The organism is Streptomyces sp. MMCC 100, assembly GCF_041538145.2.
Lineage (GTDB): Bacteria > Actinomycetota > Actinomycetes > Streptomycetales > Streptomycetaceae > Streptomyces.
Genome location: NZ_JBGORK020000001.1, coordinates 6758484 through 6775957, shown reverse-complemented (window position 1 = coordinate 6775957; position 17474 = coordinate 6758484). Strand labels below are relative to the sequence as shown.

Here is a 17474-nt window from a genome sequence, read left to right as displayed (position 1 = left end):
CCGTGAGTACTTCGACCAAGACCGAAGGCGCGACGGCCCCGACCGGGCCGGAGTCCTTCTTCTCGGTCCGCGACCTCCGGGTGCGGTTCTCCACCGAGGACGGCATCGTCAAGGCGGTCGACGGCCTGTCCTTCGACGTCGAGCGCGGCCGGACCCTGGGCATCGTGGGGGAGTCGGGTTCCGGCAAGTCCGTCACGAACCTCACCGTGCTCGGCCTGCACAACCCCAAGACGACCACGGTCGACGGCGAGATCGTCCTCGACGGCAAGGAACTCGTCACGGCGACCGAGAAGGAGCTGGAGAAGCTCCGCGGCAACAAGGTCGCCATGATCTTCCAGGACCCCCTGACCGCGCTGTCGCCGTACTACACGGTGGGCCGGCAGATCGCCGAGCCGTACATGAAGCACACCGGCGCCTCCAAGAAGGAGGCGCGGGCACGGGCGATCGAGATGCTGACCAAGGTCGGCATCCCGCAGCCGAAGTCCCGCGTGGACGACTACCCGCACCAGTTCTCCGGCGGCATGCGCCAGCGCGCGATGATCGCCATGGCCCTGGTCTGCGACCCCGACCTGCTGATCGCCGACGAGCCGACCACCGCCCTGGACGTGACCGTCCAGGCGCAGATCCTGGACCTGCTCAAGGACCTCCAGCAGGAGTTCGGCTCGGCCATCGTCTTCATCACCCACGACCTCGGCGTCATCTCCGACATGGCGGACGACCTGCTCGTGATGTACGCGGGACGGGCCGTGGAGCGCGGCAGCGCCGCCGAGGTGCTGCGCAGCCCGCGGCACCCCTACACCTGGGGCCTGCTCAGCTCGATGCCACGCCTCGGCGGCAGTCTCGACCAGCCGCTCAACCCGATCCCGGGATCGCCGCCCAGCATGCTCAACCCGCCGTCCGGCTGTCCCTTCCACCCGCGCTGCGCGTTCACCGGCGAGGTGGGCGGCGACCGGTGCGCCACCGAGCGTCCGCCGCTCGGCGAGGGACGCGCCGCGGCCTGCCATCTGACGGCGGAGCAGAAGCAGACCATCTTCATCGACAAGATCCAGCCCCGGCTGCGCTAGGGAGACCGTGACATGAGCGACGAACTCACCCTTCCCGCACAGCAGGGCCCCGCCTCCGCGTCGTCCGAGGTGCTGCTGAAGGTCGAGGGTCTGACCAAGCACTTCCCCGTCTACGGCGGCTTCCCGATCAAACGCAAGGTCGGCGCCGTCCAGGCCGTGGACGACGTCGACCTGACCGTCGGCACCGGTGAGAGCGTCGGCCTGGTGGGCGAGTCGGGCTGCGGCAAGTCCACCACGGGCCGGCTCATCACCCGGCTCCTGGAACCGACCGGCGGGAAGATCGAGTACGCGGGCCGGGACATCACCCACGCCTCACGCAGGCAGTTGGCGCCCGTCCGGTCCGAGATCCAGATGATCTTCCAGGACCCGTACTCCTCGCTGAACCCCCGGCAGACCGTCGGCACGATCATCAAGTCGCCCATGGAGGTCAACGGGATCGACCCGAAGGGCGGCCGGGACAGGAAGGTCCGCGAGCTGCTCGAACTCGTGGGTCTCAACCCCGAGCACTTCAACCGCTTCCCGCACGAGTTCTCCGGCGGCCAGCGCCAGCGCATCGGCGTGGCCCGCGCCCTGGCCCTCAACCCGAAGCTCATCGTGGCCGACGAGCCGGTCTCCGCGCTCGACGTGTCGATCCAGGCGCAGGTGGTGAACCTGCTGCAGGAAGTGCAGCAGGAACTCGGCATCGCCTTCCTCTTCATCGCCCACGACCTGGCCGTCGTACGGCACTTCTCGCAGCGCGTCGCGGTCATGTACCTCGGCAAGGTGGTCGAGGTCGGCGACCGGGTCTCCATCTACAGCAGGCCCCGGCACCCCTACACCCACGCCCTGCTGTCGGCGGTGCCCGAGGTGTCAACGGTCGACGAGCCGGAGGACCGCGAGCGCATCCGCCTCGCCGGCGACGTCCCCTCACCGATCATGCCGCCCTCCGGCTGCCGCTTCCGCACCCGCTGCTGGAAGGCGCAGGACAAGTGCGCGAGCGAGGTGCCTCCCCTGGTCCGCCTCGAAGGCAACCGCGAGGGGCACCTGACCGCCTGCCACTTCCCGGAGGAGCCGACGACCGCGGCCCGCGACGAGGACATCGTCCTGGACCCGGCGCTGACCGCGCTGGAGGACGTGGACAAGGACTGAACCCCGCCACGGCGGCAAAGACCGAGGGCCCGCGCCTGGGGAGGCGCGGGCCCTCGGTTTCCCTGGAAGCGGACGAGTCCGGGCTCGGGTCAATGGGCCTTGGACGGTCCCTTCCGCAGGCGGTGCCGACAGAAAAGGGGTGTTGTCAGGCGGCCGCCTCGGGGCTCTTGGTGAGACGGGGAGAGGGTACGTCATCCGTCTCGGGGTAGTGACACGCGGTCAGGTGCCCGGCCTTGTTGCCCTCCACCTGGACCAGCGGCGGCGTCTCGGACGCGCACTTCTCCGTCGCCTTCCAGCAGCGGGTGCGGAAGCGGCAGCCCGAGGGCGGGTTGATCGGCGAGGGGACGTCGCCGACGAGCCGGATGCGCTCGCGGGGCGTGTCCTCCACCGTGGCCTCGGGCACGGCGGAGAGCAGGGCGCGGGTGTACGGGTGACGCGGGTTGTCGTACAGGTCGTCTCGGTCGGCGATCTCCATGATCTTGCCGAGGTACATGACCGCGACGCGCTGCGAGAAGTGCCGCACGATCGCCAGGTCGTGGGCGATGAAGACGAACGCGATGCCCAGCTCCCGCTGCACCTTCTGGAGCAGGTTGACGACCTGTGCCTGGATGGACACGTCGAGCGCGGAGACCGGCTCGTCGGCCACGATGAGCTTCGGGTCGAGGGCCAGGGCGCGGGCCACGCCGATGCGCTGGCGCTGGCCGCCGGAGAACTCGTGCGGGAAGCGGTTGAAGTGCTCGGGGTTGAGACCCACGATCTCCAGCAGCTCGCGCACGCGGTTCTCCCGGCCGCCGGCCGGGTTGATGCCGTTGATCTCCATCGGACCCGCGATGATCTTGCCGACCGTCTGGCGCGGGTTGAGGGAGGCGTACGGGTCCTGGAAGATCATCTGGATCTCGGACCGGATCGGCGCGAGCGCCCGGCGCCCCGCGTGCGTGATGTCCTGGCCGTTGTAGACGACCTTGCCGCCCGTGGGCTCCAGCAGGCGCGTGATCAGCCGGCCGGTCGTCGACTTGCCGCACCCGGACTCGCCGACCAGACCCAGGCTCTCGCCCGCGCCCACCGTGAAGTCGAGGCCGTCCACGGCCCGGACCGCACCGACCGTGCGCGGGATCGGGAAGCCGCCCTTGATCGGAAAGTGCTTGGTCAGGCCGCTGACGTCCAGGAGCGTTTCCGCGTTGCTCATGATGGTGAAGTCCTGTCTCTTGTACGTCAGTTGTGCCGCAGTGCGACGGAGTCGGCGAACAGCTCCCTGCGCTGCTCCTTGGGCAGGTGGCAGGCGGACCCGCGGCCCTCGAGCACCGCGAGCACCGGCTGCTGGGAGGAGCACAGCCCGCCCTCGACCTTCTCGGCGAAGGCACACCGCGGGTGGAACCGGCAGCCGGTGGGCGGGTTGAGCAGCGAGGGGGGCGAGCCCGGAATCGGCTCCAGCGGCACGTCGACCGGTCCGTCCAGGCTCGGCATGGAGCTCATCAGGCCCAGCGTGTAGGGGTGCTGCGGGTCGCGCAGCACCTCCTCCTTGGTGCCGCGCTCCACGCACCGGCCGCCGTACATCACCAGCACGTCGTCCGCGATGTCGGCGATGACACCGAGGTCGTGGGTGATGAAGACGATGGCCGTGCCGAACTCCTGCTGGAGGTCCTTGAGCAGGTCCATGATCTGCGCCTGGACCGTCACGTCCAGGGCCGTGGTCGGCTCGTCCGCGATGAGCAGCTCGGGGTCGCAGACCAGGGCCATGGCGATCATCGCGCGCTGGCGCATGCCGCCGGAGAACTGGTGCGGGTAGTCGTCCACCCGGACCTCCGGCTGCGGGATGCCCACCCGGCGCAGCATCTCGATCGCCCGCGCCCGCGCTTCCTTCTTGGAGGCGCCGGTGTGCTTGCGGTACGTCTCGCTGATCTGCTTGCCGATGGTGTGGTACGGCGACAGCGAGGCCAGCGCGTCCTGGAAGATCATGGCCATCTTGTTGCCGCGCAGCCGCTCCAGCTCCCGCTCGGTGGCGGTGAGCAGGTCCTTGTCGTCGAGGACGATCTCGCCCTCGATCGCGGTGCGGTCCCGGTCGTGCAGGCCCAGGATCGTCAGGTTGGTGACCGACTTGCCCGAGCCCGATTCGCCGACGATGCCGAGCGTCTTGCCCTTGGCGAGGTCGAAGGAGAGCCCGTCGACGGCCTTGACGATGCCGTCCTCGGTGGAGAAGTGGACCTTCAGGTCCCTGACGGAGAGGAAGGGCTGCTGTTCGGTGCTCGTCACGGGGACGCTCCAGGAGGTGATGCGGGGGGTAGCCGGGTGGGGCGGTGGGAGAGGCGACTGTGGCGGGCGGGGGTCAGGCGAGCCGGATCCGCGGGTCGATGAGGGCGTAGACCGCGTCGACGATGATGTTGAAGAAGACGATCGCTGCGGCCGCCAGCATGGTGACTCCGAGCTGCATCGGCAGGTCGCTCTGGTCCACGGCCTGGATCGCGAGCCGGCCGATGCCCTGCAGCGAGAAGACCGACTCGGTGATGATGGCGCCACCGATCAGGACACCGAGGTCGATGCCGAAGATGGTGACGATCGGCCCCATGGCACCGCGCCAGGCGAACCGGAAGAAGACGTTCGTGCCGGACAGGCCCTTGGCCCGAGCGGTCCGGACGTAGTCCTCGCTGAGCTGCTCCACCAGTTGCGAGCGCGTCATACGGGTGTAGTTGGCCGTGAAGATGATGGAGAGCACCAGCCATGGCAACAGCAGACCGGAGAACCAGGCGGCCGGGTTCTCGGTGAGCGGGGTGTACGACGGCTGGCTGAGCAGGTCGAGCTGCGCGACCAGGAAGTACATCGCGATGTAGCCGACGAAGTAGATCTGGAGCGAGGAGCCGAGCAGCGACACCGAACTGGCGAACTTGTCCAGGAACTTGCCCTGCTTGACGGCGGCGAGCATGCCCGCTCCCACACCGACGATCAGGAAGACGACGGCCGCGCCGAAGGCGAGCGACAGCGTCAACGGCAGCCGGTCCATGAGCGTGCCGAAGACCGGCTCGTTGTTGGCGAACGAGTAGCCGAGGCACGGCGCGTCGCAGTAGCCGTAGCCGCCGTAGTCCCGGCCGGCGAAGAAGCCCACGAGCCAGTGCCAGTACTGCATGACGATCGACTCGTCGATGCCCAGGTTCTTCCGGATCTGCTCCAGATTCTCCGGCGTGCAGTTCTTGCCGCAGGACATCATGGCGGGGTCACGCGGTACGGCGTAGAAGAGCCAGAAGGTGACGGCGCTGATGATCAGAAGGATGACCATCGCACCGAAGACTCGGCGGACTAGGAAGCGGAACATGGGGCGTGACTTTCCGGACGGGGCGCCGTCGCCGGGGTGAAGGGGGGGTGGGCCCGAAGGGGGCGACCATACGGGTGGTGGCCGCCCCCTCGGTTTCGGGTGCGCTTACTTCTTGAGGTACAGCTTGCAGAGCGCGATGCAGGTGTTGCCGTTGTCGTAGACGACGTTGCCGACCTTGGATCCGTACATCCAGTTGCGGATGGAGTGGTAGTCGGGCACCACGGCGGCCAGCTCCATGATCTGGCGGTCGACCGCACCCCAGGCCTTGTTGGCCTCTTCCGGGTCCGAGATCTCGGCGGCCGCGTTGATCGCCTTGTTGACGGACGTGTCGTTCAGCTGGGCGTAGTTGCTGCGGCCGTTGCCGATGTTCTCGCCGCTCCAGCAGGGGTAGAAGACCGAGTAGCCGTTCGGCCAGTCCGGGCTCCAGCCGGCGGCGAACAGGTCGTAACCGTTGTCGATCTTGCCGATCTGGGTGTAGAAGGTCGACTTGTCGACCTGCTTGTTGACGACCTTGAAGCCGGCCGCCTCCAGGGCGTTCTTGATCGCCACGGCGGACTTCACCGAGTTGTCCGACTGCTGGTAGGCGATGACCAGCTTCTGGCCGATCTTGCCGGCCTCCTTCAGCAGGGCCTTGGCCTTCTCCGGGTCGCCACCGGGCTTCTTGGTGACGCCGTACAGGTCGAACTTCTCGTAGCCGGGGGTCACCGGGCTGAGGATCGTGGTGGCCAGCTCGCTGGTGGAGGCACCACCGCGGATCGTCTGCAGCTGCTGGTGCGGCCACGCCCAGTTGATGGCCTGGCGGACCTTGACGTCCTTGATGCGGGTGGTGTTGATCGGCCAGTAGTAGGTGACCGTGTCGACCGCGGTGAGGACGCGCTTCTTCAGCTCGGCGTTGGTGAGCACCTGCGCGATGCGCTGCGGGGCGACCTCGTTGAAGATCGACATCGCGTACTGGTCGTTGCCCTTGTCCGCGAGGTAGCGGTCCGTGGAGGCCAGCAGCTCGTAGCCGTACTGGAAGTGGTACTTGTCCGGGTAGGCGTTGCGGATCGGGTCCGTCTTCGCGTCCCAGTGCTCGTTGCGCGTGTAGGTCAGCGACTTGCCGACGCTGCGGGCCTCGACCTTGTAGGGGCCGCAGGAGAACGGACGCTTGTCGTACTTCTCCTTGGTGTCGTGCTTCTTCGGCACCAGGGAGTAACCGCGCATCGCGAGGGTGAAGTTGAAGTCGGCGCGGGCCTCGTTGAGGCGGAAGGTGACGGTCTTGCCGCTGATCTCGATCGAGTCGAGCGACTTGCCGTCGTACGGGCCCTTGTACTTGTCGCCGCCCTCGAGGAACTGCTGGACGTACCGCGGTCCCTCGGTGATGAAGTCGGCGAAGAGGCGCTCGAAGGTGTGCCGGACGTCGTCCATGGAGAGGTCGGAGCCGTCCTCCCACTTCACGCCGTCCTTGATGGTGAAGGACCAGGTCTTGCCGCCGTCCTTCATCGTGCCGGCGTCGGTGGCGACGTCACCGACCAGCGTGCAGCCGCCCTTGTCGTCGAGCTTGTAGCCCGTCAGACCGCGCATGATCGGCACGGTGATGGCGCCCTCGGTCGACACGTAGATCTGTGCCGGGTCCATGTGGTCCATGTCGAACTGGTCGAGCGAGTAGACCGTCCCGCCCTTGACCGCGTCCTTGACCTCCGGGGCCGGACCGGTCGAGTCGGCCTTCGTGCCGACCAGGATCTCCGTGGTCTTGCTGCCGCTCACCTTCGGGGCGTCGCTCCTGGAGCCGCCCTTGTCGTCGCTGCCGCCGCAGGCGGTCAGGACCGAGGACGAGGCCGCGACGACACCGGTCGCTATGAGGAAGTTTCTACGGGAGAAAGCCATGGTGAACCTACCAAGGGTGGTCAAACGGGACGGATGTGCCCGGCCGGACTCCTGTGTACGGACCGGAGGGTGGAACGGATCAGCGCTTGGACTTCGGGTCGAGTGCGTCGCGCACCGAGTCGCCGAGCAGGTTGAAGGCGAGGACGAAGAGCACCATCGACACGCCCGGGAAGAGCATGAAGGTGATGTCCTCGGTGTAGAACTGGGCACCGCGCTGGATCATGACACCCCAGTCCGGGGTCGGGTCGATGATGCCGACGCCGAGGAAGGCGAGACCCGCTTCCGCGGTCACGTAGGCCGGGAGCATGAGCGTGGACTGGATGAGAATGGGCGTCCAGAGGTTGGGCAGCAGTTCCTTGAAGACGATCCGCCACGGTGAGGCACCCGTGACCTTGGCCGCCTCCACGAACTCGCGTTCACGCAGACCGAGCACCTGTCCCCGCAGCAGGCGGGCCAGGGAGGCCCAGCCGAAGACCGCCAGCACGAGGATGAGCGAGACGGCCCGCAGCGAGGTCGGGATGTTCTCGTCGTCGGCGACGAAGAGGCCGTAGACGACCGGCATGAAGGCGATGAAGAAGAGCGTCGAGGGGAACGAGAGCAGGATGTCGATGACCCGGCCGACGAAGTAGTCCGTCCGGCCGCCGAGGTAGCCCGCCGTGATGCCGATGACCACGCCGACGACCGTGGTGAGCAGCGTGGCCGCCAGGGCGATTCCCAGCGAGGTGCGGATGCCGTAGAGCAGGAAGGTGAAGACGTCACGGCCGAGTTGCGGCTCGATGCCGAACCAGAACTCCGAGCTCATGCCGCCGTTGGGGCCGGCCGGATACGCGAAGGCGTCGAGCAGTTCGGGTCGCTGGCTGGCGTAGGTGGTGTACGGGTCCTTGCCGTACAGCTTGGCTATGAGCGGTGCCGCGAGTGCGATCACGAAGAAGAAGAGCACAACGCAGGCGCACACGACGCCGGTGCGGTCGCGCTTGAAGCGCTTCCAGGCCAGGCGGCCCGGGGAGCGGCCCTCGCTGCCCTTGGGGGTGGCGGGCGTGGGTGACTTGTCGACGGTCTCGTCGGTCACCTCGAGCGGGGCGGCCGCTGATGGAGTTGGGGGGGTCATGGTGCTCCTGGCCCAAGGGAGGGTCTGATGACTCCGCAGGGCGTCCCCCTACGGGCTACGCCGGACTTTTTCAACGCAATTCGTTCAAGGTCAATAAAATCTGACCCGAGTTGACCTTGTCTTTAATTTCTTTACCTCTTCTTGGTCGATCCGTAGCTACGCGTGTAGCGCGTCGTGATCGATCCGTGCCTTACATCGGGCCAACTGGACCAATCAGGCAAGGTGTTCGTTATGTGGACGCCAGGTCGTCGAAATGCGTACACCCGAGGGTCGCAATGTAACGACTTTGCATCGCATTGTGGTGATCCATTGCGTGGTCGGCCGGAGAAATCCCGGCTCTGTCCTGCTCGGCCGTGAGTGCGGCTCGTGCTCCGGCCGGTGCCGCCCGTGCGTGATCCATGCAGAACCCGAACGTCCGGTCCGCACAGTGAGGGGTGCTGCCGACACCAGACCGACGAAGACCTTCAGGGGACCGCGTGAACGTACAGATCCTGGGTTGTATCGAGCTTCGCGCCACAGATGGTGAAAACATTTCCGTCAGCCCGACCGTCAGTCGCCTTCTGGCCACGCTGGCCTGGTCCGCGAACTCCTTCGTCACCGACGAGGACACGATCGGCCGGGTCTGGGAGAGCAGGGTCCCGGCCCGCCCCCGCGACGCCCTCTACACATTGGCGACCCGGCTGCGCAAGGCGCTGCAGGCGGTCGGTGCGCCCGGCACCACGTGCGACGTGGTCCGGCGGCCGGGCGGGTACACCCTGGTGGCGGCGGAGGAGACCGTCGACGTCCTCCGCTTCCGTGCCCTCGTCCGGCAGGCCAGGAACGCGCAGCGCCGGGGAGAGGAGGAGGCCGCCCTGGAGCTCTACGAGAAGGCGCTGGCCCTGTGCCACGGCCAGCCGCTGTCCGATGTGCGGACGGCATGGGCGGAGGCCGCGCGCGTGACGTTCGGCCAGGAGCTGCGGGCCGCGAGGGTCAACAGCGCGGAACTGGCGCTCGGCCTCGGGCGCTGCGACGACTACGTGCCGTTGCTCCACGAGCTGGTCGAGGCCCACCCCCTGGACGAACGGATCGCCAGTCTGCTGATGCTGGCGCTGTACCGCAGCGGGCGCCAGGACGAGGCGCTGCACTGTTTCCGTTCGACCCGCTCACGGTTCGTCGCGGAACTCGGCGTCGAGCCCGGGGGCAGGCTGCGCATGCTGCACGAGCGGATCCTGCGCAGGGACGAGGTCATTCACGGCGGCCGCCCGGTGTGGGCGGCCATGGCGTCATAGCGGTCGGGCCGCGGCGGGCTCGACCGTGAGGTCGTCGAAGTGATCGGCGAGGTAGCGTGCGAAGCGCTCCTCCGTGTCGTCCGGCAGGGGAGGGCGCGTGCCCCAAGTGCGGGGGCTCCGGTCCGGCGGGGCGTCGGGGCCTCGGCGTCCGGTGGCCGTCCGGTAGGGGGACGGGATGCCGATCTCGTCGAACAAGGTCTCCGCCTCGTTGCGGTACTCGACGACGGGCCGGGTGTCGCCGACAGCCTCGCAGACGCTCGCGAGGGCGGTCACCGCACGTGCCAGCACCAGGCGCTGACCCGAGTTCCGCGCCTGGTCGACCGCTTCCCGTGCCGCCTTCAGCGCGGCGTCGGTTTCACCGGTCTCCCGGAGGGCCACGGCGCCGAGGGTCCGGATGCGGGGCAGCGTGAGGGGACTGCCGTTCACCGCGAGCCCGCCGGCCGTCTCCAGAACCGCCGTCGCCTCTCCGTACTGTCCCTCCGCACAGTGCAGGGCCCCGCGCACCAGCAGGATCTCGATCAGGCCGGTCCGGTGCCCGGTCTCCTCGGCAATGGCCCGGGCGTCATCGAGGTGTGCGGCCGCCTCCGGCGTCCGGCCCGTACGCAGCTTCACGGAGGCGAGACCCACCAGGGAATCGACCTGGCAGTTGCGGTTGCCGACGCGCCGGGCAAGCCCGAGCGCGTCCTCATAGGCGAGGAGGGCACGGGCGTCCTGGCCCGCGTCGTCGCGCACCCGGCCGAGGGTCTCCAGCATCACCGCCTCCGCGTAGAGCGATTCGGAGTCGCGGGAGACCTCGAGGCCCTTCCACAACGTGGCGGCGGCTTCCCGGAACCTCGCCTGCTTCTGCTGCACCAGCGCGTGGTTCACCAGGGTCATCGAGTGGATGTGCCCCTGCGTGCCGCTGTTGAGCGCGAGCGCTCCGGTCACCGCTTCCTCCGCCTCGGCGAGCCGTCCCAGCGCGAGCTGCAGGGACGCCGTGTTGGTCAGCATGATCTTCTCGGCCTCCGTCATGCCGAGGGAGCGGTAGAGGGTGAGGGCGCGGTCGTAGAAGGGCAGTGCCTCGCGCGGCTCACCGAGCAGCTTCAGCGTCACCCCCCTGCCCTGCGCGCTCCGCGCCTCACCCGACAGCCACCCGGCGTCGCGGGCCGCGACCTGCGCACTCTCGTAGGCGCCGAGGGCCCCTCTGAAGTCCCCGCTCCGCCACAGGGCATGGCCGGACGACAGGTGGACGACCGCCTGGCCCCTGCGGTCACCGCCGCGTTCGGCCGCCTTGTGGGCGAGCGCGGCCAGCCGCAGCCAGTCGGAAAGGGGACGGCGGTGATGGAACAGGTCCTGCAACGCGTCGACGATCTGCCAGGCGAAGCGGGAGGGCCCGTGCTCGGCCGCGTACGCGATCGCCGCCGCGATGCCCTCCCACTCCTCGTCGAACCAGGCGAAGGCCTCCTCCGGGGTGCGGAAGGTCCGCGGGGCGGACCCGCCGACGGGCTCCGGAAGGGGCTGCGGGCAGTAGAGGCGGCACGTCGCGGCGACGCGGGAGACGCTCTGCAGGTAGTGGTCGAGGAGGCGGTCGACGGCCCGTGCCCGCTCGGTCTCGGTGTCCTCCGCGAGCACCCGTTCCCCGGCGTACTCGTGCACGAGGTCGTGCCAGGCCGTACGGCCGTCCTCGTCGTCGCGCAGCAGGTGCACCCGCTGGGCGAGTCTCAGCAGGTCGGCCGTCCGTTCCTCGTCCAGCCCCGCGCCCGCCGCGGTCGCGGCCACCGAGCGACCGGTGCCCGGAAGCAGCCCCAGGGAGCGGAAGACCCACCTCGCCTCGTCGGGCAGCGCCCCGTACGACAGGTCGAGCGCGGCCCGCACGGCGACGCTCTCCTCCCCCTCCACGTGCAGGCGGGCAAGACGGCCGCGCTCCGCGAGGCTGGTGACGTAGGCCCGGACGCTCCCGGCCCGGGTGCCGATCCAAGAGCCGGCGACGCACAGGGCCAGGGGCAGGTGATCGCAGAGTTCCACCAGGTGGGCCGCGGCCTGGGGGTCGGCCGCGACGACCTCGGCGCCGATCGCGGCGCCGAACAGTTCCAGTGCCTCCTCGCGGGACAGCACGTCGCAGGTCACCGGGCGGGCCCCGTCCAGGACGAGTCCGTTCAGTTTCCGCCGACTCGTCACCACGGCGAGCGACCCGTCGGTGGCCGGAAGGAGCCGGCGTACGGACGAGGCATCGGCCGCGTCGTCGAGCAGGACGAGGACCCGACGGCCCGCCAGAAGCGTGCGGTAGAGGGAGGTCTGCGCGTCCAGGCCCAGCGGGATGTCGCGTGGCGCGCATCCCAGGCCCTGCAACAGCAGGGGCAGCGCCTCCTCCAGGGACATGGGTTCGGCGTTGTCGAAGCCCCGCATGTCCAGGAAGAGCTGCCCGTCGGGATAGTCGTCGGCTATCCGGTGGGCCCAGTGCAGGGCCAGCGCGGTCTTTCCGGCACCCGCGGGCCCCACGATCACGGCCGGAGCACCGTCGTCCCGCCGGCAGGCGTCGAGCAGGCGCAACTCCGTGTTCCGGCCGACGAAGCGGTGGGGAGCCCGGGGCAGTTGGCGGGGCACCCACCGGGGCCGGGAGGGCTCGGCCGGAGCCGACCCGTCCGTCCGGGGGGCAGCGTCTCCGGCGAGCAGCTTCCGGTGGAGTTCCGTGAGTTCGTCCGAGGGGTCGACACCGAGTTCCCGCACCATGCGGTTGCGCAGGTCGGTGTAGACGACCAGGGCGTCCGGCGACCGGCCGTCCCGGGCCAGGGCACGCATCAGCAGCGCGTGCGGGCGTTCGCGCAGGGGATGCTTCGACGTGAGCCGGACCAGGTCGGCGACGGCGGAGCGCGGCCGGCCCAGTTCCAGTTCCGCCTCCGCCCTGCCCTCCTCGGCGGCGATGTGCAGTTCGGTCAGGCGCCGGCGCTCCGCTTCCATGGTGGGCAGATCGGGGAGCGGGTCGCCGCGCCACAGCGCGAGGGCGTCGTCGTGGTAGCGGTACGCCTCCGCCCACTCCTTGTGCGTCAGCGCCCGCAAACCGTCCCTGATCAGCGACTCGAAGACGAACGCGTCGACGTCGGCGGGAGCGGCGCGCAGCACGTACCCGGGCTTCCGGGTGGCCAGAAGAGCGGCTCCCTCCGGACCGAAGGCGTGCCGGACCTCGGAGACCAGGGCGCGGATCCGTGCGGCCGACGCGCTGGGCATCCGTTCGTTCCACAGGCCCTGTGCCAGCCGGTCCACGGAGACGACGCGATCGGCGTGCAGCAACAGGACCGCGCAGAGGGCGCGCTGACGTCCCGTGAGGACGACGCCGGCTCCGTCGACCTGGATGTCAAGGGGGCCGAGCAGACGAAACCGAGGCGAACGATTACGCATCGGGGAACGGTAAACCAGTACCGTTCCGTCAGGCCATGGACTCCGCTCAGTAACGGCTCCGCCACTTGAGGGCGGACCGCGTCGTGCGCCGTACGCGCTCACCATGGCGTTTCCACCACAGACGCATCCACAGTCCGTGCAGCCCGACCAGGATGAGGACGGTGACCACCGCGTCGAGCCGGCCCCACCAGTCGGAGCCGTCCGTCAGGTGCACGAGGGACCGGTGCAGCAGACGCCAGGTGACCTCGGTGACCACCTGCAGACCGATGGCCAGGCAGGCCACGCTGCCCACGACCACGGCGACGGCGTAGGCCTTCACGAAGCGCCGCTCGCGGGACGGCAGTGACCGCAGCGGGTGCGGGGCCCGGCGGCCGAAGGGCCGGGCGGCCACATGCCGCAAGTAGCGGGTCGTGTCGGTGAACAGGTTCCGGCAGCCCGTCAGGTCCTGGACGACGAAGTACAGGTCCGTGCGCATGAACACGAGACACTGGTTCGCCAGTGCGAGGAACAGGGTCACCACGATCACGGGGAGCAGGACCCAGTCCGCTCCCCAGGCGCGGGCCAGCAGGCAGCCGCCCCAGATCACCGCGTCGAGGACGATGCCGGACAGGTAGACCGTCAGCCGCTCGCGCCGGCCCTTGAGCCAGATGCCCGACACCTCGGTCTGTGCCACCAGGAACTGCAGGCGGGTACCGAGCCGGATCCGCCCGCGCACACCCGCCGCGCGGGCCGTCAGCAGGTGCGCGGCCTCGTGCAGGGCGATGAGGCACCAGCCGATCGCACACTGCACCAGCACCGTGAAGGTGCCGTACTCCGTCCACAGGAAGCTGTCCCACGAGGGGAAGGTGCCGGGACGCGTCACCGCGACCGCGAGCGCCGTGACCGGTATCAGGAGCAGGACGGCGTGCAGCACCGGGTTCATGAGCCAGCGCACATGGTGCGTCCGCACCCGGGGGAGCGAGACCGCGGCCGGCGCGACGGGGAACCGCCGCTCGCCGATGGACGCCACCAGCCCGGCGGACGCGAGCCGCTCCACGAAAGCCCGGACATCGACGTCGCGGCCGGTGCTCGCGCGCAGGCTGCTCCTGGTCTCCTCCACCGTCTTGCCGGCGGACAGCAGCCGGACCGCGTCCATGCCGATCGCGGGCAGGGCGATGATCTCGTCGGTGCCCTGCCGCCCGATGATCCACTCGTCCCGGTCGGGGCGGAACTCCAGCTCGTGAAAGGCGACTTCGAGTCCCCGAGGACTGGTCAACGGCTGCACAACGGGCACTCCGGCCGGGCGGGATGCCGCACGTGGACGAGATGGTCGGGGGCGATCAGATTGATGCCGCGCACAAAGCCGGGAGCCGTCCGGGCCGTACCGGTGACCAGCGAGACGACCTCGTTGGCGATCAGCTGACCGGAGATTCCGGCGGCCGGCGCCATCGCTCCCGTGCCCCCCAGATCCGGATGCCAGCCGGGCTTGAGCTTGGCCTCCTCACCCGCGCCGACGCAATCGAAGCAGGGGCCCTCGGGGCCGTAGACACCGACCGTCACCAGGGGACCGTTGTAGCCGGCGGTCACCCAGGGAACTCCCAGCTCGGCACAGACCCTGTTGGTCATCTTGTTGATGACGTCGTTGCGCGGCTCGTCCGCGCACAGCACGAAGACGTCGGACAGAGCGACGAGTTCGCGCAACGCGCCCTCGGTGTCCACCCGCCGCACCTCGTGGGTGTACGTCCCCGAGGAGTTGACCGCGCCGAGGCGTTCCGCGGCCACCTGCGCCTTGGGCCGGCCCACGTCAGCCTCGGTGTACAGAGCCTGCCTGGTCAGGTTGGACACTTCCACGCGGTCCGGATCCACCAGGTGGAGGGTGCCGATGCCGACCGCGGCGAGTGCCCAGGCGGCGTGGCTGCCGGTGCCCCCCACGCCCAGAACCGTCACACGGGAGCGTGTGACGCGCCGCTGAGTCTCCCAGGGGTCGGTCTCCGGACGCAGGTCGATGCGCCGGAAATAGTCGTGGTTGCGGCTGTACCGCTCGATCTCGGCGTCCGTGAACCCCTCGGGACGGCCGGCCGTCGCGTCTTCCACGTAGCCGGTGTCGATCAGTTCCCGCACCAGCCGCCGGGCACCGTCCGGGCCGAGTCGCGGATGCCGCTCGGCCAACGACGTTTCGATGTCCTGAAGCGGGGTCGCGCCGTCCATCATGGTCAGGGCGTCCCATGCCCACCCATGGTGGTCGGTGATTTCCGCTGCGATTCCGTAGACCTCGCCGCCGAGGCGGACCGTTCCGTCGTCGAACCGGTGCGGGACGTGTTCCCGTTTTACTCGTGGACGTCTCACGACTTGCCTCCCGGAGTACTTCTCGGACGGAACGATCCGCCGGTGATTCGGCGCTTACCTGGCGATGGCCTTGCTGTCGATGGTCTCGATCTTGTCCAGCAGGCGGATCTCGATCAGCTCGGTCTGCCCCTCCAGGTCCGTCGTGACGGAGGTCGACTTCTCGTCGTTCTGCGTGACGTGCTGGGTGTCCTGCATGTTCGCCGTTCCTCTCTTCTCGGGACATCAGGCGCATGCCTGACTGCCGACCAGAGTCCTCCGGCGAACTTTCCGTCGTCTTTCAGTGGCCTTTCCGAGGGGTGATCCACCCCGGATGGCGGGACTGGATGTGCGAAGAGTCAACTATCCATCGATATTGACTGAAATGGGGCAACAGGAGAACCAGGGCACGAGGAGGCACTCCATGCGCGGAGCCACGCACGCCAAATGGGCCGCTTGCGCGGCGGTGGTAGTCCTCGCGGCGACGGCCTGTGGCGGCGGGGGCGGGGACGGCGGCAGCGGCGGTGACGGCAGCGGAGTGCTCAGCTCCTCCTGGGGCGACCCCCAGAACCCGCTGGAGCCGGCCAACACCAACGAGGTGCAGGGCGGCAAGGTCCTCGACATGATCTTCCGGGGGCTGAAGAAGTACGACCCCGAGACCGGCGAGGCCAAGGACATGCTCGCCGAGAAGATCGACACCTCCGACTCGCAGAACTTCACCGTCACCGTCAAGGACGGCTGGACCTTCAGCAACGGCGAGAAGGTCACCGCCCAGTCCTTCGTGGACGCCTGGAACTACGGCGCGAGCCTGAAGAACAACCAGCGCAACGCCTACTTCTTCGCGTACATCGACGGCTACGACAAGGTGCACCCCGAAAGCGGCGAGCAGAGCGCCGACACGCTCTCCGGGCTGAAGGTGACCGGCCCGCGCACCTTCACCATCAAGCTCAACCAGAAGTTCTCCAGCTTCCCCGACACCCTCGGCTACAACGCCTTCGCGCCGCTGCCCAAGGCGTTCTTCGACGACCACGACGCCTGGCTGAAGAAGCCGGTCGGCAACGGTCCGTACGAGGTCGACAACTACACCCGCGGCTCGCAGATGTCCCTGCGCAAGTGGGCGGACTACCCCGGCCCGGACAAGGCGCAGAACGGCGGCGTGGACCTCAAGGTCTACACCGACAACAACACCGCCTACACCGACCTGATCGCGGGCAACCTCGACCTCGTCGACGACGTCCCGGCCTCCCAGCTCAAGAACGTCAAGAACGACCTCGGCGACCGGTACATCAACACCCCCGCCGGCATCATCCAGACCCTCGCCTTCCCCTTCTACGACAACGACTGGAACAAGTCCGGCTCCGAGAAGGTCCGCAAGGGCCTGTCCATGGCCATCGACCGCAAGCAGATCACCGACACGATCTTCCAGCAGACCCGCACCCCGGCCACCGACTGGACCTCACCGGTCCTCGGCAAGGACGGCGGCTACAAGCCGGGCCTGTGCGGCGACGGGTGCGAGTACAACCCCGAGGAAGCCAAGAAGCTGGTCAAGGAGGGCGGCGGGCTGCCCGGCGGCCAGGTCAAGATCACGTACAACGCCGACACCGGCTCCCACAAGCAGTGGGTCGACGCGGTCTGCAACTCCATCAACAACGCCCTGGACAACGACCGCGCCTGCGCCGGCAACCCGGTCGGCACCTTCGCCGACTTCCGCAACCAGATCACCGGCAAGAAGATGAGCGGCCCCTTCCGCGCCGGCTGGCAGATGGACTACCCGCTCATCCAGAACTTCCTCCAGCCGCTCTACTACACCAACGCCTCCTCCAACGACGGCAAGTGGTCCAACAAGGAGTTCGACGGGCTCGTCGACAAGGCCAACGGCCAGACCGACACCGCCGAGGCCGTCAAGACCTTCCAGCAGGCCGAGGAGGTCCTCAGGGACAACATGGCCGCCATCCCGCTCTGGTACCAGAACGGCAGCGCCGGCTACTCGGACCGGCTCTCCAACGTGAAGCTCAACCCGTTCAGCGTCCCGGTCTACAACGAGATCAAGGTCGGCTGAG

Annotated in this window: 13 protein-coding genes; 4 read left to right on the top strand and 9 right to left on the bottom strand. The window is 68.7% G+C overall.

The features are described 5' to 3' along the window. The first annotated feature begins 2 nt into the window (after positions 1-2). Together ABS735_RS31210 and ABS735_RS31205 are read left to right on the top strand one after the other, a co-directional pair. The gene (locus ABS735_RS31210) at positions 3-1064 is read left to right on the top strand and encodes an ABC transporter ATP-binding protein (RefSeq protein ID WP_373902613.1); all 1062 of its coding nucleotides are present in this window, start codon (positions 3-5) and stop codon (positions 1062-1064) included. A gap of 12 nt (positions 1065-1076) precedes the next feature. Further along, positions 1077-2192 carry an ABC transporter ATP-binding protein gene (locus ABS735_RS31205; RefSeq protein WP_373902612.1) on the top strand — a complete coding sequence of 372 codons (1116 nt, stop codon included), beginning with the start codon at positions 1077-1079 and terminating at the stop codon, positions 2190-2192. Positions 2193-2337: 145 nt separating this feature from the next. On the opposite strand, the gene ABS735_RS31200 is transcribed toward ABS735_RS31205, so the two are convergent. The 5 genes from ABS735_RS31200 to ABS735_RS31180 form a co-directional block, all read right to left on the bottom strand. Further along, entirely contained in the window at positions 2338-3378 is a 1041-nt protein-coding gene (locus ABS735_RS31200) for an ABC transporter ATP-binding protein (protein WP_373902611.1), read from the bottom strand. A gap of 26 nt (positions 3379-3404) precedes the next feature. After that, positions 3405-4442 carry an ABC transporter ATP-binding protein gene (locus ABS735_RS31195; RefSeq protein WP_373902610.1) on the bottom strand — a complete coding sequence of 346 codons (1038 nt, stop codon included), beginning with the start codon at positions 4440-4442 and terminating at the stop codon, positions 3405-3407. A gap of 73 nt (positions 4443-4515) precedes the next feature. Further along, positions 4516-5496, bottom strand: a complete 981-nt coding sequence (locus ABS735_RS31190; protein ID WP_373902609.1) for an ABC transporter permease — start codon at positions 5494-5496, stop codon at positions 4516-4518. Between the two features lie 105 nt (positions 5497-5601). Then, complete coding sequence (locus ABS735_RS31185) at positions 5602-7362, bottom strand: ABC transporter substrate-binding protein (protein WP_373902608.1); 1761 nt, start codon at positions 7360-7362, stop codon at positions 5602-5604. Positions 7363-7441: 79 nt separating this feature from the next. Beyond that, positions 7442-8470 (bottom strand): ABC transporter permease, encoded by a 1029-nt coding sequence (locus tag ABS735_RS31180; RefSeq protein WP_373902607.1) that lies wholly within the window; start codon positions 8468-8470, stop codon positions 7442-7444. A gap of 476 nt (positions 8471-8946) precedes the next feature. On the opposite strand from ABS735_RS31180, the gene ABS735_RS31175 reads away from it, so the two are divergent. Further along, a complete protein-coding gene (locus ABS735_RS31175) occupies positions 8947-9738 on the top strand; it encodes an AfsR/SARP family transcriptional regulator (protein WP_373902606.1) in 792 nt (263 codons plus the stop codon). Here ABS735_RS31175 and ABS735_RS31170 read toward each other — a convergent pair. The 4 genes from ABS735_RS31170 to ABS735_RS31155 are packed head-to-tail and all read right to left on the bottom strand — an operon-like array spanning position 9733 to position 15633. Further along, entirely contained in the window at positions 9733-13113 is a 3381-nt protein-coding gene (locus ABS735_RS31170; protein WP_373902605.1) for an AfsR/SARP family transcriptional regulator, read from the bottom strand. The genes ABS735_RS31175 and ABS735_RS31170 overlap by 6 nt on opposite strands. Positions 13114-13159: 46 nt before the next feature. Continuing rightward, entirely contained in the window at positions 13160-14377 is a 1218-nt protein-coding gene (locus ABS735_RS31165; protein WP_373902604.1) for a hypothetical protein, read from the bottom strand. Further along, complete coding sequence (locus ABS735_RS31160; protein WP_373902603.1) at positions 14365-15438, bottom strand: HesA/MoeB/ThiF family protein; 1074 nt, start codon at positions 15436-15438, stop codon at positions 14365-14367. Before ABS735_RS31160 ends, ABS735_RS31165 begins: the two co-directional genes overlap by 13 nt. Before the next feature lie 54 nt (positions 15439-15492). Beyond that, positions 15493-15633 (bottom strand): hypothetical protein, encoded by a 141-nt coding sequence (locus ABS735_RS31155; protein ID WP_373902602.1) that lies wholly within the window; start codon positions 15631-15633, stop codon positions 15493-15495. Between the two features lie 205 nt (positions 15634-15838). On the opposite strand from ABS735_RS31155, the gene ABS735_RS31150 reads away from it, so the two are divergent. After that, the gene (locus tag ABS735_RS31150) at positions 15839-17473 is read left to right on the top strand and encodes a peptide ABC transporter substrate-binding protein (protein WP_373902601.1); all 1635 of its coding nucleotides are present in this window, start codon (positions 15839-15841) and stop codon (positions 17471-17473) included. Position 17474: the final 1 nt, after the last annotated feature.

Bases quoted from the DNA above. Each gene is read 5' to 3' on its own strand.
- ABS735_RS31205 (WP_373902612.1), top strand. From the start codon at position 1,077: ATGAGCGACGAACTCACCCTTCCCGCACAGCAGGGCCCCGCCTCCGCG.
- ABS735_RS31200 (WP_373902611.1), bottom strand. From the start codon at position 3,378: ATGAGCAACGCGGAAACGCTCCTGGACGTCAGCGGCCTGACCAAGCAC.
- ABS735_RS31190 (WP_373902609.1), bottom strand. From the start codon at position 5,496: ATGTTCCGCTTCCTAGTCCGCCGAGTCTTCGGTGCGATGGTCATCCTT.
- ABS735_RS31185 (WP_373902608.1), bottom strand. From the start codon at position 7,362: ATGGCTTTCTCCCGTAGAAACTTCCTCATAGCGACCGGTGTCGTCGCG.
- ABS735_RS31180 (WP_373902607.1), bottom strand. From the start codon at position 8,470: ATGACCCCCCCAACTCCATCAGCGGCCGCCCCGCTCGAGGTGACCGAC.
- ABS735_RS31170 (WP_373902605.1), bottom strand. From the start codon at position 13,113: ATGCGTAATCGTTCGCCTCGGTTTCGTCTGCTCGGCCCCCTTGACATC.
- ABS735_RS31155 (WP_373902602.1), bottom strand. From the start codon at position 15,633: ATGCAGGACACCCAGCACGTCACGCAGAACGACGAGAAGTCGACCTCC.
- ABS735_RS31150 (WP_373902601.1), top strand. From the start codon at position 15,839: ATGCGCGGAGCCACGCACGCCAAATGGGCCGCTTGCGCGGCGGTGGTA.